The sequence below is a fragment of the Modestobacter excelsi genome, from assembly GCF_005930495.1.
GTDB lineage: Bacteria > Actinomycetota > Actinomycetes > Mycobacteriales > Geodermatophilaceae > Modestobacter > Modestobacter excelsi.
Map to the genome: position 1 here is coordinate 1 of NZ_SJEX01000001.1, position 26,752 is coordinate 26,752.

General features: G+C 69.6%; 25 protein-coding genes, 1 tRNA gene and 3 pseudogenes. 11 read left to right on the top strand and 18 right to left on the bottom strand.

All coding sequences use genetic code 11. The annotated features are described in order from the left end of the window. Positions 1-1,390 (top strand): glycine--tRNA ligase (locus tag FHL80_RS00005; protein WP_439331081.1); only part of this gene is annotated, 1,390 nt, incomplete at its 5' end. A 70-nt stretch (positions 1,391-1,460) separates the two neighbouring features. Here FHL80_RS00005 and FHL80_RS00010 read toward each other — a convergent pair. Next, the gene (locus FHL80_RS00010) at positions 1,461-2,519 is read right to left on the bottom strand and encodes a YncE family protein (protein ID WP_138731445.1); all 1,059 of its coding nucleotides are present in this window, start codon (positions 2,517-2,519) and stop codon (positions 1,461-1,463) included. A gap of 409 nt (positions 2,520-2,928) precedes the next feature. Continuing rightward, positions 2,929-3,546, bottom strand: a pseudogene (locus tag FHL80_RS26965) (serine/threonine-protein kinase); the annotation flags it as partial. Between the two features lie 209 nt (positions 3,547-3,755). Here FHL80_RS26965 and dusB point away from each other — a divergent pair. The 6 genes from dusB to FHL80_RS00045 are packed head-to-tail and all read left to right on the top strand — an operon-like array spanning position 3,756 to position 9,516. Then, on the top strand, positions 3,756-4,913 hold the full coding sequence (gene dusB, locus FHL80_RS00020) for a tRNA dihydrouridine synthase DusB (protein WP_138731446.1): 1,158 nt from the start codon (positions 3,756-3,758) through the stop codon (positions 4,911-4,913). Positions 4,914-4,929: 16 nt separating this feature from the next. Then, complete coding sequence (locus tag FHL80_RS00025; protein ID WP_138731447.1) at positions 4,930-5,388, top strand: Rv0361 family membrane protein; 459 nt, start codon at positions 4,930-4,932, stop codon at positions 5,386-5,388. A gap of 57 nt (positions 5,389-5,445) precedes the next feature. Then, positions 5,446-6,075: a YdcF family protein gene (locus FHL80_RS00030; protein WP_246078352.1), complete on the top strand. Its 630-nt coding sequence runs from the start codon at positions 5,446-5,448 to the stop codon at positions 6,073-6,075. A 17-nt stretch (positions 6,076-6,092) separates the two neighbouring features. Continuing rightward, on the top strand, positions 6,093-6,572 hold the full coding sequence (locus FHL80_RS00035) for a hypothetical protein (protein WP_138731448.1): 480 nt from the start codon (positions 6,093-6,095) through the stop codon (positions 6,570-6,572). After that, positions 6,572-8,947 carry a DNA primase gene (dnaG, locus tag FHL80_RS00040; RefSeq protein ID WP_138731449.1) on the top strand — a complete coding sequence of 792 codons (2,376 nt, stop codon included), beginning with the start codon at positions 6,572-6,574 and terminating at the stop codon, positions 8,945-8,947. The genes FHL80_RS00035 and dnaG overlap by 1 nt, the downstream gene beginning before the upstream one ends. Further along, complete coding sequence (locus FHL80_RS00045) at positions 8,944-9,516, top strand: hypothetical protein (protein WP_138731450.1); 573 nt, start codon at positions 8,944-8,946, stop codon at positions 9,514-9,516. The genes dnaG and FHL80_RS00045 overlap by 4 nt, the downstream gene beginning before the upstream one ends. 17 nt (positions 9,517-9,533) lie before the next feature. On the opposite strand, the gene FHL80_RS00050 is transcribed toward FHL80_RS00045, so the two are convergent. After that, positions 9,534-9,746 (bottom strand): hypothetical protein, encoded by a 213-nt coding sequence (locus FHL80_RS00050; protein WP_026846132.1) that lies wholly within the window; start codon positions 9,744-9,746, stop codon positions 9,534-9,536. 132 nt (positions 9,747-9,878) lie between these two features. On the opposite strand from FHL80_RS00050, the gene FHL80_RS00055 reads away from it, so the two are divergent. Both FHL80_RS00055 and FHL80_RS00060 read left to right on the top strand, forming a co-directional pair. Continuing rightward, a tRNA-Asn gene (locus FHL80_RS00055) sits at positions 9,879-9,951 on the top strand. Between the two features lie 79 nt (positions 9,952-10,030). Then, positions 10,031-11,266 carry a site-specific integrase gene (locus tag FHL80_RS00060; RefSeq protein ID WP_138731451.1) on the top strand — a complete coding sequence of 412 codons (1,236 nt, stop codon included), beginning with the start codon at positions 10,031-10,033 and terminating at the stop codon, positions 11,264-11,266. Between the two features lie 227 nt (positions 11,267-11,493). On the opposite strand, the gene rplL is transcribed toward FHL80_RS00060, so the two are convergent. From rplL to FHL80_RS00085, 5 genes are all read right to left on the bottom strand, one after another. Then, the gene (gene rplL / locus FHL80_RS27165; RefSeq protein WP_138731452.1) at positions 11,494-12,069 is read right to left on the bottom strand and encodes a 50S ribosomal protein L7/L12; all 576 of its coding nucleotides are present in this window, start codon (positions 12,067-12,069) and stop codon (positions 11,494-11,496) included. Positions 12,070-12,224: 155 nt separating this feature from the next. Then, positions 12,225-12,428, bottom strand: a complete 204-nt coding sequence (locus FHL80_RS00070; RefSeq protein WP_216870287.1) for a helix-turn-helix transcriptional regulator — start codon at positions 12,426-12,428, stop codon at positions 12,225-12,227. A gap of 566 nt (positions 12,429-12,994) precedes the next feature. Beyond that, positions 12,995-13,630 (bottom strand): response regulator transcription factor, encoded by a 636-nt coding sequence (locus tag FHL80_RS00075; protein ID WP_138731453.1) that lies wholly within the window; start codon positions 13,628-13,630, stop codon positions 12,995-12,997. After that, positions 13,599-15,686, bottom strand: coding sequence for a GAF domain-containing sensor histidine kinase (locus FHL80_RS00080; RefSeq protein ID WP_138731454.1), 2,088 nt, complete (start codon positions 15,684-15,686; stop codon positions 13,599-13,601). The genes FHL80_RS00075 and FHL80_RS00080 overlap by 32 nt, the downstream gene beginning before the upstream one ends. 35 nt (positions 15,687-15,721) lie before the next feature. Beyond that, complete coding sequence (locus FHL80_RS00085) at positions 15,722-16,321, bottom strand: hypothetical protein (protein ID WP_138731455.1); 600 nt, start codon at positions 16,319-16,321, stop codon at positions 15,722-15,724. Between the two features lie 650 nt (positions 16,322-16,971). Here FHL80_RS00085 and FHL80_RS00090 point away from each other — a divergent pair. Both FHL80_RS00090 and FHL80_RS26605 read left to right on the top strand, forming a co-directional pair. Further along, on the top strand, positions 16,972-17,301 hold the full coding sequence (locus FHL80_RS00090; RefSeq protein ID WP_138731456.1) for a hypothetical protein: 330 nt from the start codon (positions 16,972-16,974) through the stop codon (positions 17,299-17,301). Between the two features lie 75 nt (positions 17,302-17,376). Continuing rightward, positions 17,377-17,535: pseudogene (locus FHL80_RS26605) on the top strand (tyrosine-type recombinase/integrase); the annotation flags it as partial. 195 nt (positions 17,536-17,730) lie between these two features. Here FHL80_RS26605 and FHL80_RS00100 read toward each other — a convergent pair. From FHL80_RS00100 to FHL80_RS00145, 10 genes and pseudogenes are all read right to left on the bottom strand, one after another. Then, positions 17,731-18,186 carry a hypothetical protein gene (locus FHL80_RS00100; protein ID WP_138731458.1) on the bottom strand — a complete coding sequence of 152 codons (456 nt, stop codon included), beginning with the start codon at positions 18,184-18,186 and terminating at the stop codon, positions 17,731-17,733. A gap of 423 nt (positions 18,187-18,609) precedes the next feature. Next, the gene (locus tag FHL80_RS00110; protein WP_138731459.1) at positions 18,610-18,804 is read right to left on the bottom strand and encodes a helix-turn-helix transcriptional regulator; all 195 of its coding nucleotides are present in this window, start codon (positions 18,802-18,804) and stop codon (positions 18,610-18,612) included. Positions 18,805-18,962: 158 nt separating this feature from the next. After that, positions 18,963-19,160 carry a hypothetical protein gene (locus tag FHL80_RS00115; RefSeq protein WP_138731460.1) on the bottom strand — a complete coding sequence of 66 codons (198 nt, stop codon included), beginning with the start codon at positions 19,158-19,160 and terminating at the stop codon, positions 18,963-18,965. Between the two features lie 629 nt (positions 19,161-19,789). Beyond that, positions 19,790-20,315, bottom strand: a pseudogene (locus FHL80_RS25950) (DDE-type integrase/transposase/recombinase); the annotation flags it as partial. An 83-nt stretch (positions 20,316-20,398) separates the two neighbouring features. After that, positions 20,399-21,664 carry an IS256 family transposase gene (locus tag FHL80_RS00125; protein WP_138731461.1) on the bottom strand — a complete coding sequence of 422 codons (1,266 nt, stop codon included), beginning with the start codon at positions 21,662-21,664 and terminating at the stop codon, positions 20,399-20,401. A gap of 778 nt (positions 21,665-22,442) precedes the next feature. Then, positions 22,443-23,030 carry a hypothetical protein gene (locus FHL80_RS00130; RefSeq protein ID WP_138731462.1) on the bottom strand — a complete coding sequence of 196 codons (588 nt, stop codon included), beginning with the start codon at positions 23,028-23,030 and terminating at the stop codon, positions 22,443-22,445. Between the two features lie 16 nt (positions 23,031-23,046). Next, positions 23,047-23,400 carry a hypothetical protein gene (locus FHL80_RS00135; RefSeq protein WP_138731463.1) on the bottom strand — a complete coding sequence of 118 codons (354 nt, stop codon included), beginning with the start codon at positions 23,398-23,400 and terminating at the stop codon, positions 23,047-23,049. A gap of 145 nt (positions 23,401-23,545) precedes the next feature. Beyond that, the gene (locus tag FHL80_RS25110; protein WP_216870289.1) at positions 23,546-23,890 is read right to left on the bottom strand and encodes a hypothetical protein; all 345 of its coding nucleotides are present in this window, start codon (positions 23,888-23,890) and stop codon (positions 23,546-23,548) included. 378 nt (positions 23,891-24,268) lie between these two features. Beyond that, positions 24,269-25,102: a TIGR02391 family protein gene (locus tag FHL80_RS00140; protein ID WP_138731464.1), complete on the bottom strand. Its 834-nt coding sequence runs from the start codon at positions 25,100-25,102 to the stop codon at positions 24,269-24,271. 28 nt (positions 25,103-25,130) lie between these two features. After that, positions 25,131-26,309 (bottom strand): hypothetical protein, encoded by a 1,179-nt coding sequence (locus tag FHL80_RS00145; protein ID WP_138731465.1) that lies wholly within the window; start codon positions 26,307-26,309, stop codon positions 25,131-25,133. Positions 26,310-26,752 lie beyond the last annotated feature (443 nt).

The window sequence follows — 26,752 nt, forward strand, 5'->3', positions numbered from 1 at the left end:
CCGCACCGCCGACCCGGCCCGCCTGGACAAGGTGGTCAACCTCTGCAAGCGCCGGGGCCTCGTCTTCCCGTCCGGTGAGATCTACGGCGGCACCCGATCGGCCTGGGACTACGGCCCGCTGGGCGTCGAGCTCAAGGAGAACATCAAGAAGCAGTGGTGGCGCACGGTCGTGCAGAGCCGGGACGACGTCGTCGGCCTGGACTCCTCGGTCATCCTGCCGCGGCAGGTGTGGGTCGCGTCCGGTCACGTCGGGGTCTTCACCGACCCGCTGACCGAGTGCCAGAACTGCCACAAGCGGTTCCGCGCCGACCACCTCGAGGAGGCCTACGAGGAGAAGAAGGGCCGGGCGCCGGCGAACGGCCTGGCCGACGTCACCTGCCCCAACTGCGGCGTCACCGGGTCCTGGACCGAGCCGCGGGACTTCAACATGATGCTGAAGACCCACCTCGGCCCCGTCGAGGACGAGTCCGGCCTGCACTACCTGCGCCCGGAGACCGCGCAGGGCATCTTCGTCAGCTTCGCCAACGTGATGGGTGCCTCCCGGAAGAAGCCGCCGTTCGGCATCGGCCAGATCGGCAAGTCCTTTCGCAACGAGATCACCCCCGGGAACTTCATCTTCCGCACGCGTGAGTTCGAGCAGATGGAGATGGAGTTCTTCGTCCAGCCCGGCACGGACGAGGAGTGGCACCAGTACTGGATCGACGAGCGCACTCGCTGGTACACCGACCTGGGCATCTCGGAGGAGAACCTGCGGCACTTCGAGCACCCGAAGGAGAAGCTGTCCCACTACTCGACGCGCACCGTCGACATCGAGTACCGGTTCGGCTTCCAGGGGTCGGAGTGGGGCGAGCTCGAGGGCATCGCCAACCGCACCGACTTCGACCTGAAGACGCACTCGGAGCACTCCGGCACCGACCTGTCCTACTTCGACCAGGCCTCCGGTGAGCGCTGGACGCCGTACGTCATCGAGCCGGCGGCCGGACTCACCCGGTCGCTGATGGCGTTCCTCGTCGAGGCCTACACCGAGGACGAGGCCCCCAACGCCAAGGGCGGCGTCGACACCCGCACGCTGCTCAAGCTCGACCCGCGGCTGTCGCCGGTGAAGGCCGCCGTCCTGCCGCTGTCGCGCAACGCCGACCTCTCGCCCAAGGCCCGGGACCTGGCCGCGGAGCTGCGGAAGAACTGGAACGTCGACTTCGATGACGCCGGTGCCATCGGTCGCCGCTACCGCCGGCAGGACGAGGTCGGCACGCCCTTCTGCCTGACCGTCGACTTCGACACCCTCGACGACGACGCGGTGACCGTGCGGGAGCGGGACTCGATGTCGCAGGAGCGCATCGGGCTCGGCCAGGTCGTCTCCTACCTCGCCGGCCGCCTCCCCGGCTGCTGAGCAGGTCGCTCCAGCGACGCTTGTGCTCTGCTCACCCTGGTGAGCAGAGCACAAGCGTCGTCGAGGTCCCTCACAGCGCGGCGGTGTCGAGCACCCGGACCGTGCCGTCGCCGAGGTTGGTGACGTAGGCCCGCCGGCCGTCGGGGGTGACCGAGACGCTCGACGGGCTGTCGCCGGTCGGGATCCGGGCCGTCACCCGGCCGGTGGCGGTCTCGACGACCTCCACCAGGCCGGCCTCGACGTCGGCGGTGTACAGGTGCACGCCGTCGGGGGCGTAGGTGACGTCCTGCGGGTTGAGGCCGAGGTCGACCGTCCGGACGACGGTGTGCGTGGCGGTGTCGATCATCGACAGCGTGTTGCTGTCGTAGTTGACGACGGAGAGCTGGCTGCCGTCCGGTGACAGCGCCAGGCTGTGCGGGGAGACCCCGACCGGGATGGTCGCCAGCAGGTCGTGGCTGGCGGTGTCGAACGCCGTCACCACCCCCGACTCGTGGTCGGCGGTGTAGAACGTGCCGCCGTCCCGGCTGAAGACCACCCAGTGCGGGTTCGGCGGGGTGGTCAGCCGGTCGACGACCTCGCCGGTGGCGGTGTCGATGACGTCCACCCGGCCCTCGTCGTGGATCGGCACGTAGAGCAGCCGGCCGTCCAGCGTGGTGGCGGGGGCGAACGGCCGCTTCCCGACCGGCACGGTCGTGCGCACCCGGTTGGTCGCGGTGTCGAGGACGACGACCTCGTTGACGGTCCTGTCGTCGGTGTAGACGGTCACGTACGCGGTGCGCCCGTCGGGGGAGAAGGTGACGAACCGCGGCGGACCGGCCTCGATCGGGATCTTCCCGGTCACCTCGTCCAACGTGGTGTCCAGGACCGTCACGACCTGCTCGCCCCGGTCGGCGATGTAGGCGTACCGCCCGTTGGGCGCCACCTGCACGTAGCCGGGTGCCGATCCCACGTCGATCGCCGCGCCGGCCGCCGGGATCGGCACGCTCGGCGACACGACCGGGGCCGTCGGCGTCGGGCTGGGAGCCGCGGACGACGACGGCGGGGTGCTGGCCGCGGCCGTCGCGCCGTCCCGGGGGTCGTCGCCCCGCGAGGTCAGCACCCAGGTGACCGCGAGGAAGACGGCCAGCACCGCCGCGACCGCGCCGGCGACCGCGAGTGCCCGCCCGCGCCCGGGCCGCCCGCCCGCCGCCCCGGCGGGACCTGCGGTGGGCGCCGCAGTCGTCCGTTCCGCGGCCCGGTCCCCGGGACGCGGGTCGGCCGGGATGACCCGGGGGGGTGGGCGGTACGGGCGGCGCCTGCGGCAGCGGCTCGGTGGGCCGCAGCGCCTCGCGGGCCGCGGCGGCCAGCTCGAGCGGCCCGGGGTACCGGTCCTCCCGGTCCTTGGCCAGCCCGCGGGCGACCACGGCGTCCAGCGCCGGCGGGATGCCCGGCACCAGCGTGCTCACCCGGGCCGGTGTCCCGTAGAGGTGGGCGTGCATCAGGGCGGGCAGGTCGTCGCCGCGGAACGGCCGGGTGTCGGTGAGGCACTCGTGCAGCAGGCAGGCCAGCGAGTAGACGTCGGCCCGCGCGTCGACCGGCAGGTTGGTGAACCGCTCCGGGGCCATGTAGTCCAGCGTCCCGACGGTCGCCCCGCTCACCGTCAGAGCCGTGCTGGTCGTGCCGATCTTGCGCGCGATGCCGAAGTCGACGACGTAGACGAAGTCGCTCGGGGTGACCAGCACGTTGGTCGGCTTGACGTCGCGGTGCACCAGACCGTCGGCGTGCGCAGCGGCGAGCGCCTCGGCGACCTGGCCGACCAGGTGGACCGCCCGCGCCGGGGGCAGCGGACCGGTCCGCTCCAGCAGCCTGCCGACGTGCTCGCCGTCGACCAGCCGCATGTCGATGAACAGCCGGCCGTCGATCTCCCCGAAGTCGTGGATCGGGATGACGTGCGGCTCGCGCAGGCGGGCGGCGACCAGCTGCTCGCGGCGGAACCGGGACAGGTACTCCGCGTCGTCGGTGTACAGGTCGGGCAGCAGCTTGAGCGCCACCAGCCGTCCGCGCCGGGTGTCACGCGCGCGGTGGACGTCGCCCATGCCGCCGCGGCCCAGCAGGTCCAGCAGCTCGTACGGCCCGAACATCCGCGGCGCCATGCCGTCTCCCCGTCGTCGGCACATCCGCCGTCGCGCTGCTCCCGGCGCGGGGTCCCCGCAGCGGCCGGGCGAGCGTAGGTCGGGAGCTCCTACGGCGACCACCCCCGCGCCCGCTGACCGGGGAGCGCCACCGCTGACTGCAGTCACCCGGCTCTCCGGCGTCACCGGACCGGGACGGGGCGGGCCGGCCGACGTGAGCCCGGTCGCACAGCCGGGCCACCTACCCTGGATGCGTGACCAGCACCCTCGAGCGCGCGACGGCGCTGCCGCCGCTGCAGCTCGGCGGGCTGACCGTCGACCCGGCCGTCGTCCTCGCGCCGATGGCCGGCATCACCAACCCGGCGTTCCGCACGCTGTGCCGGGAGTTCGGTGCCGGTCTCTACGTCTGCGAGATGATCACGACGCGGGCACTGGTCGAGCGCAACGCCAAGACCCTGCAGATGGTCCAGGCCGCCCCCGGTGAGGCCGACGCGTTCAGCGTGCAGCTCTACGGCGTCGACCCGGCCACGGTCGGGCGCGCGGTGCAGATGCTGGTCGACGAGAACGTGGCGGGCACCCGGCCGGCGCACATCGACCTGAACTTCGGCTGCCCGGTGCCCAAGGTGACCCGCAAGGGCGGCGGGTCGGCGCTGCCGTGGCGCCGGGTGCTGTTCGGCAACATCGTGCGGGCCGCGGTCCGGGCGGCCGGCGACGTCCCGGTGACGGTGAAGACCCGCATCGGCATCGACCCCGAGCACGTCACCTACCTCGACGCCGGCCGGATCGCCCAGGACGAGGGCGCCGCCGCGATCACCCTGCACGGCCGCACCGCCGACCAGCTCTACAGCGGCACCGCCGACTGGGCGCCCATCGCGCGGCTGGTGGACACCGTCGACATCCCGGTCCTCGGCAACGGCGACCTGTGGGAGGCCGACGACGCGCTGCGGATGGTGGCGGAGACCGGCTGCGCGGGCGTCGTCGTCGGCCGGGGCTGCCTGGGCCGCCCGTGGCTGTTCGGCGACCTCGCCGCCGCCTTCGCCGGGTCCCCGCGCCGCACGCTGCCCAGCTTCCGCGAGGTGGCCGCGGTGATGCACCGGCACGCCACCCTGCTGGCCGCCGACCAGGGCGAGCTGCACGGCTGCACCGACTTCCGCAAGCACGTCGCCTGGTACCTCAAGGGCTTCTCGGTCGGCTCGGACGTGCGGCGGGCGCTGGCGATGGTGTCCGGGCTCGACGAGCTCGCCGAGCTGCTGGACCGGATCCCCGACCAGCCCTATCCCGAGGCCGTGCTCGGCGCCCCGCGCGGGCGCACCAGCCCGCCGCGGCCGGTCGCGCTGCCCGAGGGCTGGCTTGCCGACCGCGACGACCCACGCCCGCCGGCGGGTGCCGAGATGCTGGTGGGTGGCGGATGACAGCCGGAGTCGAGCCATGACGCAGGGCCCGTTCCTCTACGACGACGACCCGATGCCGCTGCACACCGGCACCCCGCGGAACCGCAACGGCACGCTGATCGCGCTGCTCAGCGCCACGGTGCTCATCGCGGTGCTGATGGTCGGCGGCATGGTGCTGTTCAAGGGCACCGCCAGCGACCAGGCCGAGGAGGTGGCCGGGGTGTTCACCAAGGCGCTTGCCGCGGACGACATCGAGACCGCCTACGGGCTGATCTGCGACTCCGAGCGCGGCCGGATCACCCCCGACCAGCTCGCGGGTGACTACCTGCACCCCGGCACGCCGACCGTCACCGGCTCCCGCGGGGAGCGCATCGACGACGAGCCGGTGCGCTACGTCCAGGTCCGCTGGGACGACGGCGGGAGCACCACGACGACCGAGCTCACCGTCGTCCCCGAGGGCGGCACCAAGGTCTGTGGCACCACCGCCGGGGGCTGACGGCTCGCCGTCCCCAGGGGCCACACCGGCGTCGGTGCCGCGTGGTACCCATGACGCGTGGCAGTGGGGGCGGGGCGGTTGGTCGTCCGGGTGATCGGGGCAGCGGTGGCCGCGGTGCTGCTGATGACCGTCGCCACGGCACTGGCCATCTGGTGGACGGCGCGGCAGGACTCCCGGCCCTCCTCCGACGCGATCGTGGTGCTCGGGTCGGCGCAGTACAACGGCGTCCCGTCGTCGATCTTCGAAGCCCGGCTCGAGCACGCGTTGGACCTCTACGAGGACGGCGTCGCGCCGGTGATCGTCACCGTCGGCGGCAAGGCGACCGGTGACCAGTTCTCCGAGGCCGAGGCGGGCCGTGAGTACCTGGCCGACGCCGACGTGCCCGAGGACGCACTGCTGGCGGTGCAGGAGGGCGCGGACACCCTGGAGAGCATGCGGGCGGTCGCGACGCAGTTCGACGACCGGGGCTGGGACACCGCCGTCCTGGTCACCGACCCCTGGCACGCGATGCGCGCGGAGCGGATGGCCGAGGACGCCGGCATGGACGCCAGCAGCTCGCCGACCCGGCAGGGCCCCGCGGTGCAGACGCGCACCACACAGTTCAGGTACATCCTGCGGGAGACGGCTGCCTACCTGCTCTACCGCGGAACCGGCGAGAGCGTCGCCGGCGCCCCGGGCATCGGCTGAGGCTGAGGAAGGACATCGTGCTGGAGCTGGGCAAGAGCGGGTCGCAGGGCACCGGGAAGGGCACCATCCCGGTGCTCTCCGACGGTGCCGTCGTGGCCACGTTGCACGCCTCGAACTGGAAGGAGGCGGCCACGGCCGAGGTGGGGGAGCGGTCGTGGGTGTTCCGTCGCCGGGGTGGGCGCGAGCTGACCGGCCGGTGGGCGGCCGACCCTGAGGACGCCGTCCGGCTGCGGGCGCGGCAGACGTCCTCCTGGCGGGGCACCTGGACGATGGAGCTGGACGGCGTCGCCGTCACCGTCACGTGGGCCTCCCGCTGGAAGGGCACCCACAGCTACGTCGTCGACGGCCGGCAGGTGGCCGAGAGCGGCAGACGGTCCACGCGGCCGACGCTGACCACCGATCCGGGGCTCCCGCTCGACCACGCCGTCTTCATGCTGTGGGTCGAGCTCGTCCTCGGTCGGCGCTCGGCCACGGCTGCGGCTGCGGCGGCGGTCTGATGGCCGGGCGGGGACGCATCAGGGCCGCGGACATCGCGCTGGTCCGCGAGCGGTCCAAGATCGACGAGATCATCGGCGAGCACCTGCAGCTCAAGCGCGCCGGCGGCGGCAGCCTCAAGGGGCTGTGCCCGTTCCACGACGAGAAGTCGCCGTCGTTCAACGTCACCCCCTCGCGGAACCTGTTCCACTGCCTCGCGGGCGAGACGGGGGTGCTCACGGAGGACGGGACCGTCCCGATCCGTGAGCTCGCCGGCAAGACGGTGCGGGTGCTCAACGGGGACGGCGGCTGGGTCGAGGCGCCCTTCCGCAGCTACGGCGTCCAGCGCCTGATGCGCATGACGCTGACCCGCAACGGACGGACCAAGGTCGTCCACGCGACGGACGAGCACCGCTGGTTCGTCCCGTCCGGGGCCCTCCGCCAGCACCGCCGGGAGAAGCTGACCAAGGACCTCCAGCCCGGCGACCGGCTATGCCACTCGCTCGTGCCGACCCGAGAGCTCGTCTCGGCTGGTGTGAGCCCGGCCGCCGACACCGCCGGCGCTCACGTCCCGGCGCCCGTCGCTGGCGACCTCGACTGGGTCGTCCAGTCGGTGGAGTGGAGCGACCGGGTCGAGGAGGTCTTTTGCGCGGAGGTCCCGGGGACCCACGCCTTCACGCTCGAGGACAACCTGCTGACCGGCAATTGCTTCGGTTGCGGGGAAGGCGGCGACGTCATCGCCTTCATCCAGAAGATCGACCACCTGTCCTTCACCGAGGCGGTCGAGCTGCTCGCCGGCCGCACCGGGGTGCAGCTCCAGTACGAGGACGACGGCGGCCGCGGCACCGCCGGGCCGAACCGTGCGCAGGCCGGGCAGCGGGCCCGGCTGGTCGCGGCCAACACCGCCGCCGCGGAGTTCTACGCCGCCCAGCTGATGACCCCGGACGCCGCGCCGGCGCGCACGTTCCTCGCCGAGCGTGGCTTCGACCGCCAGGTGGCGCTGGACTTCGGCTGCGGCTACGCCCCCGGCGGTTGGGACACCCTGACCCGGCACCTGCGCGGGCTCGGCTACACCCAGGAGGAACTGGTCACCGGCGGGTTGGCGAAGGAGTCCTCCCGGGGCACCCTCATCGACCGGTTCCACCGCCGGCTGATGTGGCCGATCCGCGACCTGACCGGCGACGTCATCGGGTTCGGCGCCCGCAAGCTGATGGACGACGACCAGGGCCCGAAGTACCTGAACACCCCCGAGACGCCGCTGTACAAGAAGAGCACCGTCCTCTACGGCGTGGAGCGGGCCAAGCGGGACATCGCCCGCAGCCACCAGGCCGTCGTCGTCGAGGGCTACACCGACGTGATGGCCTGCCACGTCGCCGGCGTGACCACCGCGGTCGCCTCCTGCGGGACCGCGTTCGGCGCCGAGCACATCAACGTGCTGCGCCGGCTGCTGATGGACCAGGACGAGTTCCGCGGTGAGGTGATCTACACCTTCGACGGTGACGCGGCCGGTCAGGCGGCGGCGATGAAGTCCTTCAAGGAGGATCAGCGCTTCGTCGCGCAGACCTTCGTGGCGGTCGAGCAGGACGGGCGCGACCCCTGCGAGCTGCGCCAGGCGCACGGCGACGCCGCCGTGCGCGACCTGATCGCCCGGCGGACCCCGCTGATCGAGTTCGTGCTGCGGACGACGCTCGACGGCTACGACCTGGACACCGTCGAGGGCCGGGTCGCCGCCCTGGACAAGACCGCCCCGCTGCTGGCGCAGATCAAGGACCACGCGCTCCGCCCCGCCTACGCCCGCCGGTTGGCCGGCCTGCTCGGCCTGCCCGACGAGGCCGACGTCGTCGCCAAGGTGCGCCAGCTCTCCGGCGAGGGCGGGCAGGAACGGCCGCGCTCCCGCCCGCGGACGCCGCAGCGCTCGCCGGAGGACGCCGCGCTCGAGGTCGAGCGCGAGGCCGTCAAGGCAGCGCTGCAGTGCCCGGAGATCGCCGGACCGGACTTCGACGCCGTCGCGCCGAGCTCGTACACCGACCCGGACTACGCCGCGGTGGCGGCCGCGGTCGCCGGAGCCGGGGGAGCGGCTGGCGCGACGACGTCCGGGCCGGCGTGGCTGGAGGAGGTCTCCGCGCACGTCGACCGGGACTCGGCGAAGGCGATGCTGACCGCGCTGGCGGTGGAGCCGATGCACAGCGTCGGGGAGAACGACCCCGGCTACGTCAACGCGCTGATGGCCCGGCTGCAGCTGATGGCGACCGACCGTGAGGTGGTGGCGGTGAAGGGCAAGCTGCAGCGCACCAACCCGGTCGAGGCCCAGGACGAGTACATGAAGGCCTTCAAGAAGCTCATCGACCTGGAGCAGCTGGCCCGGTCGTTGCGCGCCCGGGCGGCGGGTGGGCTGTGAGCCTGGTCGAGCGGGTCCGTTCCCGGTTCGCCCGGCCGCCGGAGGCGGTCCGGGCGGTCGTCGCGACCAACGTCGACGAGCGGGTGCTCGCCTGGGGGGAGCGGGTCGACGGCGGCTGGACCGTGGCGACGTCGCGAGGGCTGCGCGTCGTCCCGGCCGAGCTGGACCTTAGCGCTGCTGCCGAGGTGCCGGTGCTGCCGTGGCACCAGATCGGCACCGCCCGCTGGAGCGCCGCCGGCAGCGGCGGCACGTTCACCGTGACGCCGTTGACCGAGGTCGAGCCGGGAGTCCAGGCGCGGCTGGCGCCGCAGCGGCACGTGCTGCGCGGGGCCGGAGAGCTCCCGGCGGTGCTGAAGAAGCGGGTGGACCTGACGGTGGTCACCAGCCAGCGGCACCCGCTGCCCACCGGGGGAGCGGTGCTGCTGGTGGCGCGGCGGGTGCCCGGCCAGGCGGCCCGGGAGTGGACCGTCGTGTTCGACGACGACGTGGATCGCGACGACCCGGTCGCCCGCGCGGTCGCGCGGGAGCGGCTGGCCGCGGCGGTCGCCGCCGACGACCCCACCCGCTGAGCGGGCGGGGTCGGTCCTCAGCGGCTGCCGGTCTCGTTCCCGATGCGGTTCTTCACCGAGCTGACGGCGGCGTCGGCCCGGGCCTGGGCCATGCCGGCGGCGCTCTGCAGGCGCGGGTCGTCCTTGGCGTGCTGGTAGGCGCGGCGGATTTGCTCGTAGCGCTCGCGGCCGGCCCGGGCGCCGAGGACGTAACCGGCGCCGAAGCCGGCGATGAAGGACAGCTTGGCCACGAGGGACCTCCTGGGTTCGGGGAGATGATCACGCTACCGGCCGGAGCCGGATCCGACGCGCTGAGAGCCCCCCACCGGGCGCTCTCCGGTGGTGGGGTAACCTCTACGAGCGCGTGGGCCACGGCCCGCCGATCCCCCGTAGCTCAATTGGCAGAGCATGCGACTGTTAATCGCAGGGTTATAGGTTCAAGTCCTATCGGGGGAGCTCTGACCAGGGCTTATAGCTTCGGAGCTTCGAACCAGGCATCATCAACTCATCGGAAACCGATGAGGGGCGGTGCCGCATGGGACGACCGCCGCTGCCGGTGGGCACCTTCGGCAAGATCGGCCTCCTGCTCCTGTCCAGCGGTGAGGTCCAGGCCCGCGCCCGGTTCCGGGACTTCGACGGCCGCACCCGGCTGGTCTCCAAGACCGGCGCTTCCCGCGCTGCCGCTGAGCGGGCGCTGAAGACCGAGCTGGCCGCCCGCCGTGGGCCCGGGGGAGCCGGTGCGATCACTGCGGGTTCCCGGGTGTCGGCGCTCGTCGACGTGTGGCTGGACACCGACCACGGCTGGTCGACCGGCACCGAACGCACCTACCGCTCGGTGATCCGCACCTCGGTGCTGCCCGCCTTCGGCCAGCTGACCCTGCAGGAGGTCACCCCCGGCCTGGTCGGCCGCGCGCTCACCGCGATCGCCAAGACCAGCGGGCCCGGTGCCGCCAAGACCGCCCGCGCCTGCCTGTCGAGCATGTTCTCCCTCGCCATCGACGACGGCGCCCTCACCGCCAACCCCGTGCGCGACGCCACCGTCCGGATCGACACCACCGCCAAGAAGGCACCGCGGGCGCTGACCGTCGAGCAGACCACCCAACTGGTGGAGCTGTTCCGCAACAGCCCGCGGGCGGCCGAACTGGATCTGGCCGACATCGTCGACTGGATGCTGGCCACCGGCGCCCGGATCGGGGAGGCGGTGGCACTGCGGACCGGGGAGACCGCCGGACGGCCACTGCTGGACCTGGACGCCGGCACCTGGGAGGTCAACGCCACCGCGGTGCGGGTGCCCAAGCGGGGGATGGTCGTCCAGCCGCGGACCAAGACCGCCGCCGGCTGGCGGATCATCGCGGTGCCCGAGTTCGCGGTGGAGATGGTGCGCCGTCGATTGGATGCGCCGCTGCGGCCCGACACTGAGCTGGTCTTCCCAGCGCCGTTCGCCGGGACGCTGCGAGACCCGAACAGCGTGTCCGGTGAACTACGCCAGCTGCTGGACTCCTTTGACTGCGACGCCTGCCACGGGACCGGTTTCCAGCCGGCGACGAGCACGTCGGCGGCCGGTCGCCCGGTTCGCTGCACTGAGGGGCCGTGGTCCTGGGTCACCTCGCACACCTTCCGCAAGACCGTCGCCACCCGCCTGGACGAAGCCGGGTTCACCCCGCGGCAGGTGGCCGACCAGCTCGGCCACGCGAACCCGTCGATGACCCTGGACGTCTACTTTGGCCGCCAGGTCGTCAGCGCCGAGGCTGCCCGGGTGCTGGGCAGGTGACCGGTTCGCTCGCTTCGACAACCAGTCGAGAGAGTCGACGCCGACCAGCACCGCGATCGCTGCATTCGCCTCGCCGATCCAGAACGCTCGCGTCCACAAGCTGGACGTCGCCGCGGTCTTCTTTCATCTGCTTAAACCGTGTACACCTGGCGACACGCCAACGACCCCACCGCCCAGGGCGGGACGGTGGGGTCGTTGGGCCGTCCGGACCAAACGGTGGCAACCAGCTAGAGAGTCTTGAGGATTCTGGCCTTCGCTTCGTCGAACTCCTCCTGCGACACGGCGCCCGCGGCTCGGAGCTCGGCGAGCTTGCCCAACTCGTCCATGGCGCTCGGGTAGACCGTGACAGGGTCGACCGAGAGAACGGGCTCGGCGATGAGGGTGACAGCGGCGCCTGCGCCCTCAAGTCTGGCCTTGGCCTTCTCTGCGGCGTCCTTGGCGACGTTCTCCAGGACCACCACGGGCGCGTTGTCGACCAGATCCTTGGCTTCCTTCAGGCCGAGCGAGGTCAATTCGCGCAGCTCCTTAATGACCTGGATCTTCTTGTCGCCGGCTGCCTCGAGGATGACGTCGAACTCGCCCTGCTCGGCGACGGTCCCACGCGGGACGGCCAAGCCAACCGAGGCCGGCTGCGTCAGGCGTTGGTTCGAGGCCTGTTGAGCAGCCTGCTGGCGCAGCAGCTCAGTTTGCTTCTTCGCCTCCTTCATCGCAGCCTTTGTGTAGGCGGCGGTCCGCTCCTTGTCTGACCGAAAGTCGACGACACCCCCACTGGACACCGACATCATCTTGCGAATCAGGCCCATGCCTTCGTTCCCCCATCTGTCGCTGAGACTCGGCGCAGTGGGAGTTCGCCACGGCTGCCGTACGGCTGTAATAGCGGCACCGTATTGCCTCTGGCCTCAAAGGCGCCTCCCCCAGTGGGGTCAATACGGCGCCGACGCAGCTGCCCGACCGCCGGCTACTTCTGCTCAGCGGATGCCGCGCTGCGCCGCCGCGACTTTGCACTCCCACCATCGGTCGCACTCGGCCTCGTCGTAGAGCACCCGACGCCCACCTTGATGCCCGACGGCCCGATGCCGATGTGGCGCCAGTAGCGGACGGTGGCCGGGCTGGTGCGGAACCGCGCCGCGACCTCCTCGGTGGTCAGCAGACGATCAGTCATGACATCTCCTCAGACGACGACGGGGTGGAGTCGGTCGACCGGAGAAGGCGCTGATGCCGTGCGATTGCTGCCAGGTGCGTGGGGATGACGTTGCTTCGGGTGCTTCCGGCAGCGGCCTAGCGAGGTGTCACCCCTTTGTCACCCCGGCTGGTGCGGCTACTCCCGCCGCCCGATGCGTGGGTGGAATCAGCACCCAGGCTGCGCCGCCTTGTAGCCCGGAGGACGTCTTGCGCGGCAGCGGCGATGGCCAGCAGGTGCGCCGCCCGACGATGGCCCGTCTACGCATGGGGATCGCCGACGATCCGGAGGGGGCCGACGCGGTACAGCCAGCCCCACCTGGAGTGAGCCAGCGGTTACGTGCTGCCGCGGTCGGTGCCGAAAACTGTGAGCCATACCCTTGTGCGACTGGGGCCCGGAGAGAACCAGCCTGGCGCCATCGGACTCATGTGCCGTACTCACCCGGATCAAGGAAGCATCGCCAGCCGGCGGGTGTGGTTGATCTTGATGGCCTGGGCCAGGTGCGGCGTTGTCAGGTTCAGGACCGGACGCCGGGCATGGGCAGCGGCTTAAATCCCGGCGGCCCTAGCGGTCGTGATCGCTTCCGCCCGAGTGGACACCTGGAGTTTGGTGAAGATGTTGGAGACGTGGTTGCGCACGGTCTTCTCGCTCAGGCCCAGCTTCGCAGCGATCTCCCCATTGGTTAGCTGCTGGGTGAGGAGGATGAGGATCTCCCGTTCGCGACTGGAAAGCTGGGGAAAGGTCTGCGCCGGCCTGGGCCTGGCGCCCAGCAGGGTGGTGAGCTTCGCGGCGACAGGTGCGCCGATGATGGTTTGGCCGTCGACAACGCCCTGTACGGCCCGCAGGATCTCAGCCTTACGGGCGCCTTTGAGCAGGTAGCCGCGTGCGCCGGCCTGCAGGGCGGCGAAAAGCGCCTCGTCGTCCTCGACCATGGTGAGCACGAGGACGGCAATGTGCGGACAGCGGGCCAGGACCCGTTCCGTCGCCTCCACGCCGCTCATTCCGGGCATGGTGAGGTCCATCAGGACGACATCGGGCTGTAGGGCGAGCGCCGCCGCGATCGCGGCTCGCCCGTCGGGGGCTTCGCCGACGACCTCCACCTCAGTTGTGGTGCTGAGCAGCGCGCGCAGGCCCTCACGGAAGGGGGCGTGGTCATCGCAGATGAGCACTCGGGTTGGAGTCACCGGGCACCCCGGGGCGGCGAAGCGCAGGGCAGGCTGGCGTGCAGCACTGTGCCGCCATCGGCAGCCGATTCAATGTTGCACGCGCTCCGCCGAGTTCGGCGGCTCGGTCTCGCATGGACTGCAGCCCCAGTCCGAGCGGTGGCAGGTCGGGGAACCCGCGGCCGTCGTCGATCACGGTCACGGCCAGATCTTCGCCGTTGATCCGCAACTGCACTGCGCACTGGGTGGCATGTGCGTGCGCGGCGGCGTTGTGGAGTGCCTCCAAGGCGATGCGGTAGGCGGCAACCTCCACCGCCGCGGGAAGCGCGCCCAGCGGTGGGCCGTCCACGGTGATGGCGAGCCCGGCCATCGTGGCGGCGTGGCTGCGCAGTGCGCCGACTAGCCCGAGTGCATCAAGGGCGGGTGGGCGCAATTCGTGGGCGATGCGGCGGACCTCGTGCACAGCGGCGTCGGTCTGCTCGAGCAGGCCGTTGAGCAGGTGCTGGGCGCGATCGTCGTCCACGCCGATGAGGTCGCGCGCTGCCTCGGCGGTCATCGTCAGGCCGGCGAGTTGTGGCCCGAGTCCGTCGTGCAGGTCACGGCCGATGCGACGGCGTTCCTCCTCACGGGCCATGACCAGCCGCTCCCGGGATTGCTGCAGGTCCTCGGACAGCCGTCGGGCCTGCTCGCCCGCCTGGACGGCGTGCAGCGCGATGCCGACCTGACGGGCCAGATCCTGCAGCACCCTGAGATCGCCGGGCGCGAGTTCCAGCCGCCCAGATCGGCCGGCCAGCGTCAGTCGGCCGACCGTCTCCCCGGCGTGCACGAGGGGAACGTAGGTGAGCGAGGCCAGACTGGACGGCGGTCGTCCGTGCGCGGCCGACGTCTCAAAGCCCGTGCTCGTCACCGATTCGACCGCCACGAAAGGAACGTGGAGGGCGTCTGCGACCGCGGCGACGACGGTGGTCAGGGCTGTCGCCGGGGTCAGCGCCGCCTCCAGGCGGCGGCCCAACAGACTGAGGGCCCGATAGGGATCGGCTCGATCCCCGTAGACGAGGCGGTCGACGCCCCGCTGCAGCCATCCCCGGAGGGCCGGCACCACGGCGACGACCAGGACGACGGCGACGACGGTCGACGCCTGGCGGTCGAAGGAGAGCAGCCCGGCGGTGGCGACCACTGCAACGCAAACCAGCAGTACACAGCCGGTTAGAAGCGCATAGAGCAGCGCTCGATCCAGCACGGGTCTCTCATCAAGCAACCGGTGGTGGAGCACTCCGATCGCCACCGCCAGGACAACCGCCGCCAGCGCGAGCTGGACGAAGACGAACACACCGTCGTACGAGTCCGGCGACCCCAGCGCCACAACCACGTCGAGGACGAACGCGAGGGCGGCGACGGCGAACGCGGCCATCAGCAGTGCGATACGCGCTCGGGAATCGGGCGGTGAAGAGCGGAAACGGACTACGAGGCTGCTGGCGGCGAGCAGCACCAGCGCCAGCGTTGCCAGTCCGAGGATGGGGTCAAGCCATTCGGCTCCGGTCAGGAACTCGGCCGCGTACGGGTTCGGCAGGCGCCGGTTACCCACAGGGATGAAGCCCTGGCGGAATGCCTGAGTCAATCCCAACAGCGGGAGAACGAGGAGTGCTGCGCGCACGACCGGACGCCATCGCCTCGAGGGCAGGCGGCCGTCGGGAAAGTACAGCGGTGCCAGCACGAACAACGGGATGAGGGCGACCTGGTAGGTCCACGTCTGCAGCCACACGGCAACCGGTGCACCAGGCAGCCCCAGGAGCACCCACTGCTCACCGGCCAGGCCGGTCAGGAACAGTTCGCCTGAAACGAAGAAAGACCAACCGACCGGGTCTCGCGGCCGGGCGGCGAGCACCACGCTGCCCACCAGGGCTGTCGGCACCATTGGGATCAGCAACAACAGGGACCGACTGGCCCCGGTACGGAAACTCCAGAGCAGGATCAGTACACCGAGGACGCACGTCGCCGCGATCCCGGCCGCCCCCATGAGGCGGCCGGGACCGGAACCGGTACGAAGCCACCGGTTGCTGAGCAGGACCGCAGGCACCGAGAGACCTCCTGCCCGGATACCGAGGCTTGCGATTATGGCCGAGCCAGTGCGGGCTCCGGAGCATCCGCTAACGCCGCGCTCGTTCGCGCGGCGGTTGCCACGCCGAGCCAGATGAGGCCGGCCGCGTAGAACACCAGGACGCCCGGCACGACGTCCTTCAAGCCGAGAGCCGCCAGTAGCCCGAGAACCAGCAGCGCCGCCGCTGGCCGCGGCAGGACCCCCGCGCGCCAGCTCGCCACACCGAACAGCAGCAGCCCTGCGACCCACAGGGTGAAGGAGGTAAGGAAGACGCCGACGGTCGTCGTACCCGGGTCATCCGCGAGTGGGGAGCCGGCAGCCGAGAGCTCGGGCAGCAGGGTCACCTCGGTGAGCGCAGAACCGAACATCAGCGTGCTCCCCACCACGGCGACCAGCGTCGCGATCTGACCGAATGTCCGCATGGCCTGTCGTTGGGCCAGATAGAGCCCCACGACCCCGGGAACCAACAACAGCATCTGCGCCGTATGCAGGCTGGACTCGGCCCGCCCCTCCGGCAGCCCGCCGACGGCAATGTCCCAGGCTGATTGCGCGATCACCAGCACTCCGGAAACGGCAGTCGCCGCACCACCAAACCGGATCATGATGTTGAACATCGCTCCTCCTTGGTCTTGACGGGCCCGATGCCCGCACCGAGGAGCGTCGTCGGCACACTTGTCCCCCGTCATGGGGCATGTCCCGGGCAAACCGGGAGAAATCTCCCGACGCAACCCGTCTGAGTGGGTCGTTCCGGATGCGCAGCCCGCCTCCTGCGCTGCATCGGCGGGGCAACGTCTTGGCCGCGGTTGAGCGCCTCCGCGGGTGGTGTCCCGGGCTGGACGGGTCAGACGCGACTTCAGTGAAGCAGCAGACCAAGTCGGTCACGCTGCTCGGCCGTCAAAGGGGGCGCTCCGTTGACGACTCGGCGAACGTGTTCTTCCAGCTGTTCCCATTTTCCAACTTCGCCCCAGGGGACGCAGGGTTCGGAGTCCACGAACGTCGCCAATGGTCACCGGGTCTCCTGCGGGGCGGCGACGAGGGACGGATGTCCGTCACCGTGACAAGGCGCCCGACTGGGGTGACAACGGGGTAGCGGCGCCGAAAGCGTGGTGGCGCGCTACGTCACCCCGATGTCACCTCCCCCGGCCGCGGGGATCATGAACGTAGGGACGGGCTGCCGCGTCGGTGCACGGCACGGAAAACGTCGTCGAGGGCTGCGGTGAGGGCGAGCAGGTGCCGGTCGTACAGCGCACCTTGCTCGATCTCGGTGACGAGCTCCCGCAGGAGGTCCACCCAGACCACCTGCCGGGGCTTCGGCGCTGACGTCGGCGACCGGGCCGGGACGGTGATCACCCGTTCGACGATTGTGACGGCGCTGCGTCCGGATGCTGCGACGCGGGACTGCTCCCAGGCCCGGTGCCGGCAGGTCGCCGAGCACCACTTCGGGATGGGCCCGTGCGACCGCGGGGTGATTGCGCCGCGGCACCACCCGCACGTCGTGGCCGGCGAGCTGCGCGACCCGAACAGCGTCTCCGGGGATCTGCGCCAGCTGTTGGACTCCTTCGAGTGCGAGGCCTGCGACGGGACCGGCTGCTAGACGCCGACGAGCACGTCGGCGGCCGGCCGCCCGGAACGCTGCGCCGAGGGCCCGAGGTCGTGGGTCACCTCGCACACGTTCCGCAAGACCGTCGCCACCCGCCTGGACGAAGCCGGGTTCACCCCGCGGCAGGTGGCCGACCAGCTCGGCCACGCCAACGCGTCGATGACGCTAGACGTCTACTTCGGCCGCCAGGTGGTCAGCGCCGAAGCCGCGCGTGTACTTGGTCGCTGACCGGGTCACCTGCTTTGACAAGTAGGCAACTTGTCAACGCTCCCTGGGTGCTTCTGAAGTGCCCCAGTTGTGGTCGAACGGACCGAGCGCATGCGCTCAGCGGCGACTGGGCAGGGCTGACTGCCCGCACCTGTCCGCCTCGTTAGCGTGAAGGAGGAGGGCCGGTCTGGTGGATGGAAGCCGAATGCTTCGCAATTAATCAGTGTTCTGGTCGATCAGCTGCGAGGATAGGTTGTATGCGTCCTGTAGCCGCAGGTCGTCCTGATTGCATGTGATTATCGGCAACCGGTTGGCAAAAACATCATCGCACACGAGCGAGAACTCGATCGGCCGAACCGACTGCACATTCCCGCCTTGGTCCACGTAAGCCACATCAATGATGAACCAGTTTTGCGAGTCAGGCTTAACGCGAACGCGCTCGCGCTCGACTCCGCTCCACTGTGACCAGTTCGACTCAAAGTCCGCAAAACCGCGGTCATGCCTCGCGCGCAGGTGATCGGTGAGCATGGTGTCCCATACGGACTTGGGATCATCGAGGACAGTATTGTAGAAGTCGTTGATGAAATCTTCAGCGGCGTCCCTTTGAATGCGCTCACCGCTCTTAGTCTCCTGGACAACCATGAGTAAAACCCCTCCCAACACTGCCGCCATTGCTGCAATAGATAGGTCCCTGATTCCCGGCGTATGAGCCACCCCGACGTCCCCCCGTGCCGCAGCGGTAACACGTGTCATGATGCCAGAGAAGCTTGATCAACAGTGCCTTTGCGAGGTTGATGCGTTGATTGTCAGCGCCGGGAGGGTCACTTTCTCGACGGCGCGGCCGTAACCTCCTGCCTCAGAGCGGGTCGACTAGGTGTGCTGCCCGGAGACGTTGATGCGCCGGAGGTACAAGTAGATGTGATGCTCGGGCGACTGCGGGCAAACAGGCCGGACGTGGTGGAGCGGTCAGACGACCTAGAAGGCGTCGGTCGATTCGGCTGGCCACCGATCCGGAGGGCAACCGGGTTGAGCTATGGCAGCCCAGCTGACAGTGCATTTCGCAGGTGGGGATATGCCGGTGGCGGATCGATCGGCTCAGCGGGCGTCGTGCAGCGACGCCGCGACCTTCGTTTCCCACCATCGGTCGCACTCCGCCTCGTCGTAGAGCACCCGACGGCCGACCTTGATCCCGGAGGGGCCGATGCCCACGTGACGCCAGTAGCGGACGGTGGCCGGGCTGGTGCGGAAACGGGCGGCGACTTCCTCGGTGGTCAGCAGGCGAACAGTCATGGCATCTCCTGAGATGACGACGGCGGGTGAAGCCGGTCATCCCTCAAAAGGCGCTGGTTCCGTTCGATTGCTGCCAGCGGCGTTGGGGTGACACCGCTCCAGGCGCTCCCGGGGCGGCCTGCTGACACGTCACCCCGTTGTCACCCCGACCGGTGCGGTTACTCCCATCGGTTGACGGGCGGGTGAGTGCCCATGCTGCGTCGCTGGGCGGCCCGGAGGACGTCCTGCGCTGCAGCGGCGATGGCCAGCAAGTGCCGGTCGTGAACCGCGCCGCCGTCCAGCTGCCGGGCGAGCACGCGGAGCAGGTTCACCCAGGCGAGCTGGCGGGGGAGCGGGGGAGGCTGCTGGGTCGGCACCGTGACTACTCGCTCGACAATTTCAACTGCGGACCGGCCAGAGGCTGCAGCGCGCTTCTGCTCCCAGGCACGCTTCCGGCAAGTGTTCGAGCACCACTTCGGGATCGGTCCACTCGCCCGCGCTGCGGTGGGACCGCTGCACCAGCCGCAGGCCGCGGCAGCGGACCGCCGCACGCTGCGCTCGCGGGAGTCGTTACCGGCTCCTGGACCGGTGCGCGGTCCTGGCGGGTCACGGCCCGCTCGTGCTGATGACGTCGCTGACGCTCCTGCTCTCGTCGGCGAGCGCGGTAGTCGTCGGTTCGTCGGGTACCCATACAGGCGAGGGTCCGCATCAGGGTGCATGAACTCGTCACAACGAATCGGGCAGACCCTTGGTGCATGAGGTGTGTCGGCTAACGATCTGAAGCCTGTGGGCAAGCGTGCCCTGGAACACTTCGGCGCGGTGGGCCGTCTGCTCGAGGTCACGCAGCCCTTGTATGCGGCGACGGCAGGCGCTGCGATTCGGGTAACGCAGACCAGTGGCGCCGGTGACCCCAACCGCACTGCAGCGGGGGCACGCTGCCGCCAATGGCGGGAGGAACTGAGGTGACATCGGACGGCCGCAGGGTTCGAACTTTGCCTGCCTCCTAGTTGCCGCGGTCCGAATGGACCAGGGTTCCGACCGGATCCCGTGGGACGATGGCGTTGCGGAGTGCTGCCACCGCCTGGGACGCCGTCATGCGCGAGTCGATGCAGTAGCCGACGATTCGGCCTGAGTGGACATCCTTGATCGCACAGACGTGACCTTGTCGTCGGCGGTGTTGTGTTCGGCGATGTGGATGAGTGCACCTTGTCGGGCGCGGTGGTGGTGAACGTCCGGTCGACCAGGTCGTCGGGCACGGGCGGGCCGGACTTCCGGTTCAGGCCTCGCCTCGTGTCGAAGATCAACCAGATGCGCTACTGGAAGCACAGGCGGCCGACTCGGTTCTCACCTGCGGTGTTGCCCTGCTGTCGCAGCCCGTCGGCGATGAACCTTTAGCCGAATGCTGGGTCGTCGCCGTGAATGTCGCGGGCGGCGTTGATTGAGTGCGCGTCGTCCGAGTCGCGTTGGCGGGTTGAATGCTTGCGCCACGCGTAGTAGGCCTGCTTGGAGAAACTAAGCACCCGAGAGGGCACTGCGATGGGGATCAATCGGCGGCGAGCTCGGTCAAGTCCGCTGGGGTGGTGTGTGACGGCTTCCGCGTGATCTTCCTGTCTGGTCAGGCGCTGAGCGCCGGAATGGTCGTCTGTGCGGTCACCTCCTCGGTGGTGCCGGAGGCGGTGTTGTCGCCGGTGACTGGGCGGATGCGGCAGCGGGCGAGGACGTCGAGGCCGAGGTAGCGGCGGCCTTCGGTCCATTCGTCGTGCTGCTCGGCGAGCACGGCGCCGACCAGGCGGATGAGTGAGTCGCGGTCGGGGAAGATGCCGACCACGTCGGTGCGCCGGCGGATCTCCCGGTTGAGCCGCTCGGAGGGGTTGTTGGACCAGATCTGCCGCCACACCTCCTGCGGGAACGCGGTGAAGGCCAGCACGTCAGCGCGGGCGCCCTCGAGGTGCTCGGCGACCTTGGGCAGCTTGTCGGCCAGAGCGTCCAGCACGCGGTCGAACTGGGCGTGCACCGAGCCGGCGTCGGGCTGGTCGTAGACCGAGTGCAGCAGCGCCCGCACCCACGGCCAGCTGCTCTTGGGGCAGACCGCCATCAAGTTCGCGGCGTAGTGCGTGCGGCAGCGCTGCCAGGCGGCACCGGGCAGCGTCGCCCCGATCGCGTCAACCAGCCCGCGGTGCGCATCGGAGGTGACCAGCTGAACTCCGCTGAGGCCGCGGGCGGTCAGATCCCGGAAGAAGCCCAGCCAGCCGGCACCGTCCTCCGCTGAGGCGACCTGCAGGCCGAGGATTTCCCGGTGCCCGTCGGCGTTGACCCCGGTCGCCACCAGGGCATGGACGTTGACCACCCGGCCGCCCTCGCGGACCTTGAGCACGAGGGCGTCGGCGGCCACGAACGTGTAGGGCCCGGCATCCAGCGGGCGGTGCCGGAAGTCTGCGACCTGAGCGTCGAGGTCCTTAGCCATCTCACTGACCTGAGACTTCGACAGCCGGGTGATGCCCAGGGACTCCACCAGCTTCTCCATCCGCCGGGTGCTCACCCCCAGCAGGTAGCAGGTGGCGACCACGGTGGTCAGGGCCCGCTCCGCCCGCCGGCGGCGTTCCAGCAGCCAGTCGGGGAAGTACGAACCGGAACGGAGTTTGGGGATGGCGACGTCCAGGGTGCCGGCGCGGGTGTCGAAGCCCCGGGACCGGTAGCCGTTGCGCACGTTGGTCCGGGCGTCGCTGCGCTGGCCGTAGTCGGCGCCGCAGACCGCGTCGGCCTCAGCCGACATGAGGGTGTTGATGAAGGTGGTCAGCATCTGGCGCAGCAGGTCAGGTGAGGCCTGGGCCAGCTGCTCGTGCAGAAAGTGGGCAGGGTCGATACTGCTCGGAGCGGTCATCGCGTCGTACTCCTGAAGGACTGTGAGAGGTCATCCAGAAGATCACGCGGTGGCCGCCTTCATGTCCTCGGCCCGCTGGTCACCTGGGCCGTCGCACACCACCTTGGTGGACGCCACCGCGAGCTCACGGCCCAGCGGGTACGTCGTTTGGTGAAAACACCCCGGGCTAAGTAGGCCGTCGGCCGCCGCAGAACCTCGTTCTCCTGGTCCAGCAGCTTGTTGCGCTGACGCAGCTCCCGCAACTCCGCGGACTCGTCCTTGATGCCGCCACCGCGCTCACCGCTGGCCGGCGGAGTCAGGCCATCGTCACGGTCAGCGATCCTCAGCCAGCGCAGCAGGCAGGACTCCGGGATACGAAATCTCGGGCGGCCTGGGAAATTGACGCTTCGCCCTTCCGGGGCACGGCGATGACGTCACGATGGAACTCCGGCGGGAACGGCTTGAGCACGATGCTGATTGCTTCCAGCGAGGCCGAAGCCTCACAGCGCAGGAGTCAACCGAACCGGGGCAGTCCCCTACCGTCGAGCGGGGCCCCACGGCGAGCGGTGACGGCTGCGACAGCTATGGCGCACGACGGCGCAATCCAGCTTGCCGCCCACTCGCCCTGGGGCCCCGACGGGGCACACGAAAGCCCGCCGCTCGACGGCGCCTGATCAGTCTGCCGACTCAAGCCCCACCGCCGAACTCGACCACCGCGCTGCCCCCCATGGCCGGACGCCACCGGGCACCGGGCCCGATGATTGCTGCCGACTGCCAGCCTTGGCTCCGGAGGCGAGAGCTAGGACGGCTGCAGAACACCCGAATCGAGGGCGAAGCCTCGCCAGACCGCTTGCTCGATTCCTTGGGACTCTGCGCTCAGCGGCGTCAAAGGGTGCTCCTCCAGTCGGTGCAGGGCACGCGACATGAGCAGCCACACCGGCCAGAACACAAACCAGCAGCGGCTGGCCATGAAGGTCGCGCGGTAGAACTCGCGAAAGGCGCGCGCTGCCAGCAGGCGGAATGCCACCTGCTGGCTGGGGCTGAGGTTGTTCAACGAGCCGCCTGCGTCGAAGCCGTCTTTCGCCATGCTCTTGCCGTGTGCGTGGTCGTGCCGGGCCTGCAGTACGGCGCCTACGAGGTAGGTGACACCGAGGCTCCGACCGTGGGCGATGACACGACCCAACAGATCGTCGAATAGCTGCACTTCGGTGTTGACCATGAGGCCGGGTTCGCGCTCCTCGAGATCCCGGAGGATGGTGCGCACCTCGCTCAACTCAATGATCATGCGGTTGACGGCGAACGACGGGACGACCCAGAAGACGAGATACGCGAGAAGCGCGGCGAGGCCGAGGGTTACGAGGAAGGTCGCTAGCTCCGCTGTCGTCATCGATCCACTCCTCTCATCATCGAGACGCTCTCATGGACCCATCTTCGCCGGTATCACCCGGCAGGGGGAGTGCTTTCGCTCCGGGCGCAGCTGGGGGCCGATCACGTTCCAGTTGTCGAACCTGGCGTCGGAGGGCCCGGTTCTGGCGGACAAGGTGGATCACTGCGCCTCCCACGACGACGTTGATCCCGATGCTGACGTTTAGGCCTGCTGTGAAGTCAAAGGTCGTGCTCTCCCCGGCGATCTCGTGGACCAGCGGCTGGAGAGCCAAGATGCTCCCGACCGTGGTACCCCCGGCGATCAACCACTTGAAGGCCCGCAGGCAGGTCACGACCACGACGACGAACCGGTCTGGCTGCTCCTCGGCCACGCCCTGTCCCCCCGACGACTTGTGTATCGGCACAGTAGAAGGTCGGTGGCACCGCGGCTGGGCGAGGTGCCTTGACGGAGCGCCGCGGTCCATAACCCCGGTATGGGGGCAGGGGGTGCGACGGCCCAGTTCTGCTCGGCAGCAGTCAAGGGAACATCCGGGCGGGGCCTGAACCATGCGCCAGCCACGGTCGGCGCGTCGTTGCGCGGCCAGACGGCGATCCGCTCGGTGTCGTAGACGGTGACGTCCCCGTCTTCTCGCGCCCGCCGCCCATCGCCGTCTCGGCGGACCACGAACGGGAGAAACAGTCGGGCCGGAGCACCGTGAGCTCCCGTTGCCTCAGGTGCATGGCCAGCTCCTCTGGGCGGCCGGCGTGCTTCTCCATCCGGTAGTTGGGGAACAGGTTCCGCGCCAGTTGCAGGTCGCAGGCCGGGGCGTCGACATGGAGCCCACCGAAGTCGATGACGCCGGAGAGCCCGCCGTCGACCACGTGCAGGTTGCCCGGCAGCAGGGGCGCTCGTTGAACGTCCGGAGGCTGTCCGCCTACGGCCGCTGGCAGTCCCAAAAGTCGGCAAGACGTTCGACCGCAGCCGTTCCGGCCCGTCGGTACCCGACGACATAGTCGCTAGTCAGAGCCCTTTTCGAGCATCAGTCACTAAAGATCGAAGACCGCGTCAACGTTCCCCTTCACCGTCTGACGGGCTCTAGACGCCCTGGCCAACCAGTTGATGCAGACAGCGGCACGCTGGGCTGGCCGTCGGATGCGCTCGCGGCCGGTACTCGCACCTCCCCGAGTGACCTGGTTGGCAAGCCGGCGCGATCAGCGTGCTGTCGCCGAGCACGACCCTCGAGAGTTCCAGTCGGTAGGTCAGGGACTTGTCGGCGCTTCCTCAACCTGACACTGCTCAACCCACCTCGCCAGCAAGCTCATGACGGCCAACCGCTCGAGGGCCTCCTGCTCGGGCATCTCGTTGATGGAGTGGGTCGCCGGATTGCGAATAAGCATCTGCACGCCTGGTGCGAAGAAGCGCAGGCCGTCGTTCATGTTCTTGACGTCCTGCTTTGCCATGGGGTCTCCGGGCCAACGAAGGCGAGGCTTCCCGGCCTCGGGCGCCTTGTCCGAGAACGCCTGCTGCCACAGGGCCGTCTCGGCCAAGTCGTAGCGCCCAGTCCGCGCCTTCATCTGAGCGATGAGCGTCTCGGCGGCCGCGGAGATGGCCTGGCGGAAGTGTCTGTCGACCCACAGCGGTCGGGCGGCTCCCCACACCAACGGGTGCATTGATGCCGCACCAATGGTCGGCGGTGCTTCGGCCTCAGCGCGGCGGATCTTGGTGTCTAACCGGCCAAGAATCGAGTCGCATGCACTCAGCACGTTGTCCGGCTCCAGCAGCGGCTTTGGCTCGGTGATCGTCGACCATGCGGCGATCGGATCGATCGGACCGGCGCCAGACACCATGATGTAGGTGTTGGTCAGCCCAACTGCTTCAGTGGCGCGGCCTGCGGCGCGCGCCACTCGGGAGCGTCGCTTGGCAAGCTCTTCATCGCCGGCACCGTCACGAGGGACCACCGGCGGCGCAATCCCGCGGGCAACGTGGACGCCGAAGGGGACGTACAGCTTCAGCAAGTCCTCGAGGGCATCACGAAACGCCTGCACCGCCTCAGCAAGGGCCCTCAGGTAGTCGGGGTTCCGCGAGGCGTCCATGTGGCTGAGGCTAGGTGGCGCTACGACATCAACGGGGATCCGCGACGTTGAGTGACGGCCATGTGCCGTCGGGAAGGGTGGCCATGAACCCTTCGCCGGGGCCAGCGGCGTCCCAGCCGGTTGGGTCCCCGCTGATGGTGCGAGCCTGGCAGACGAGGTCCGGCAACACCTCGACCAGTTGATCGAGCTTGCTCAGTACGGCGGTTCCATGTCGCTGGTCGCCGCCTGTCCGCTTGACGCGGTCCGCAGCATCCTTGTCGGTCACGACCGCATGGCAGTACGGGATGGCCTGACTAAGGGCGTCGATGTCATGCAGATCGTTGGGCTTCCAGACCCTTGCTCCGTTGCGGAGGAGAGCCGTCTTCATGTCCACGGCCAAGCGCATCGAGGGGATACGGTCCGAGAAGGCCATCAGCTTGGGCCTTCCTGACCCTGGCTGGTCGGGGTCGGACTCCAAGGCGCGTTCGAGGTTGAGTCGGTACTCTGCCATCAACTCGTTGAACAGGTCCAGGTACTCGTGGCACAGCTCGCGAGCAGTCACGCGGACACGTAGCTCGTCAGCGTTGACCGGGTCGTCTTGAAGCATGCCGACCAAGAGCTCCTCCCAGGCGAGTCGGCTCGTATGGCCCTCCTGGGTGGCCTCAGGCCGGTATCCGTTCGCCCGCAGAGCCTCGACCTCGTCGTCGGCGGGCCCGGCGACGAGCATCGTCTCAGCCAACTGGGACATCTCGCGGCGCAGCTTGCCAACGCCAGGCAGCGCAGCCTCAGTGGTTTCCAGGCCGGCTGCCTCGTCCAGGACCCGCATGAAGCCCTGCCGGCCGGTGAAGGCCCAGCTCACTCCGAGGCCCAGGGCCTCCGGCGCTGTAGGCCGGAAGGCGGGCCGACCGAAGGTCTCATGCATGGCGTTCAGCATCTGATGGCGGATGAGGACCTGGCCGCCGCGCAGGGTGCGAAAGAACGAGATGGACGCCATGACCCGGGCCAGGTCTTGGCGTTGCTTGGGCCTTTTGATGCTCGACGTCTCGATGTAGTGCGTCCTGGAAAGCGGGAAGGCAACGCCGGCAGCGGCTGCCTCCTGTAAAGTCTGCAGAGCTTTCAAGTCACCCGGCTCACGAGGTCTGCCCTCGACCACGAGGGCGAGGCGTACCCACACCCACTGATCGAGATAGACCGACGGTCGGCTGGTGTGGAGGTCGCCGGAGGTCACGACACGAGGCTAGGACGGACGGCGGACACTTTCGTCCGACTATTGATGCGGCCACGGGGGGGGGGGGTGGCGCGGAGCTCGAAGCGCTGAGTGGCCGACTCAGTGACAGCGATTCTGTCCCGGTAGCCGGAGCGGCCGAGACGCAATGGAGCTTGGCCCCCTGCGGTGTCCGCGGACAGGCTCGTCGCATGTCCCGGTCTGCCCCGGACCCTCAGGTCAGGTTCGCCGGCAAGCGGCGGCCGCCACGGCTCCTCCGTGAGCGAGACAGACGAGCTCGGGTCGAGGGCTAACCCGACTCGGCGTGGAGCCCGAGACCCTCCTGCTTGACGGGCGGCGTGGAAACGAACGACGCTCCCGGGGTAGACGGACACCCGATCAGGCGATTAATTGGCCCGGTCAGGCATCGTTTACTCATCGAAAACCTACTAAGCCGGGCTCATACA

What these genes read in the sequence shown, in the direction of transcription:
- FHL80_RS00025 (WP_138731447.1), top strand. Translation starts at nt 4,930, where the DNA reads ATGACGCAGGGCCCGTTCCTCTACGACGACGACCCGATGCCGCTGCAC.
- dnaG (WP_138731449.1), top strand. Translation starts at nt 6,572, where the DNA reads ATGGCCGGGCGGGGACGCATCAGGGCCGCGGACATCGCGCTGGTCCGC.
- FHL80_RS00060 (WP_138731451.1), top strand. Translation starts at nt 10,031, where the DNA reads ATGGGACGACCGCCGCTGCCGGTGGGCACCTTCGGCAAGATCGGCCTC.
- rplL (WP_138731452.1), bottom strand. Translation starts at nt 12,069, where the DNA reads ATGGGCCTGATTCGCAAGATGATGTCGGTGTCCAGTGGGGGTGTCGTC.
- FHL80_RS00070 (WP_216870287.1), bottom strand. Translation starts at nt 12,428, where the DNA reads ATGACTGATCGTCTGCTGACCACCGAGGAGGTCGCGGCGCGGTTCCGC.
- FHL80_RS00085 (WP_138731455.1), bottom strand. Translation starts at nt 16,321, where the DNA reads ATGTTCAACATCATGATCCGGTTTGGTGGTGCGGCGACTGCCGTTTCC.
- FHL80_RS00100 (WP_138731458.1), bottom strand. Translation starts at nt 18,186, where the DNA reads ATGGCGGCAGTGTTGGGAGGGGTTTTACTCATGGTTGTCCAGGAGACT.
- FHL80_RS00110 (WP_138731459.1), bottom strand. Translation starts at nt 18,804, where the DNA reads ATGACTGTTCGCCTGCTGACCACCGAGGAAGTCGCCGCCCGTTTCCGC.
- FHL80_RS00125 (WP_138731461.1), bottom strand. Translation starts at nt 21,664, where the DNA reads ATGACCGCTCCGAGCAGTATCGACCCTGCCCACTTTCTGCACGAGCAG.
- FHL80_RS00130 (WP_138731462.1), bottom strand. Translation starts at nt 23,030, where the DNA reads ATGACGACAGCGGAGCTAGCGACCTTCCTCGTAACCCTCGGCCTCGCC.
- FHL80_RS00140 (WP_138731464.1), bottom strand. Translation starts at nt 25,102, where the DNA reads ATGGACGCCTCGCGGAACCCCGACTACCTGAGGGCCCTTGCTGAGGCG.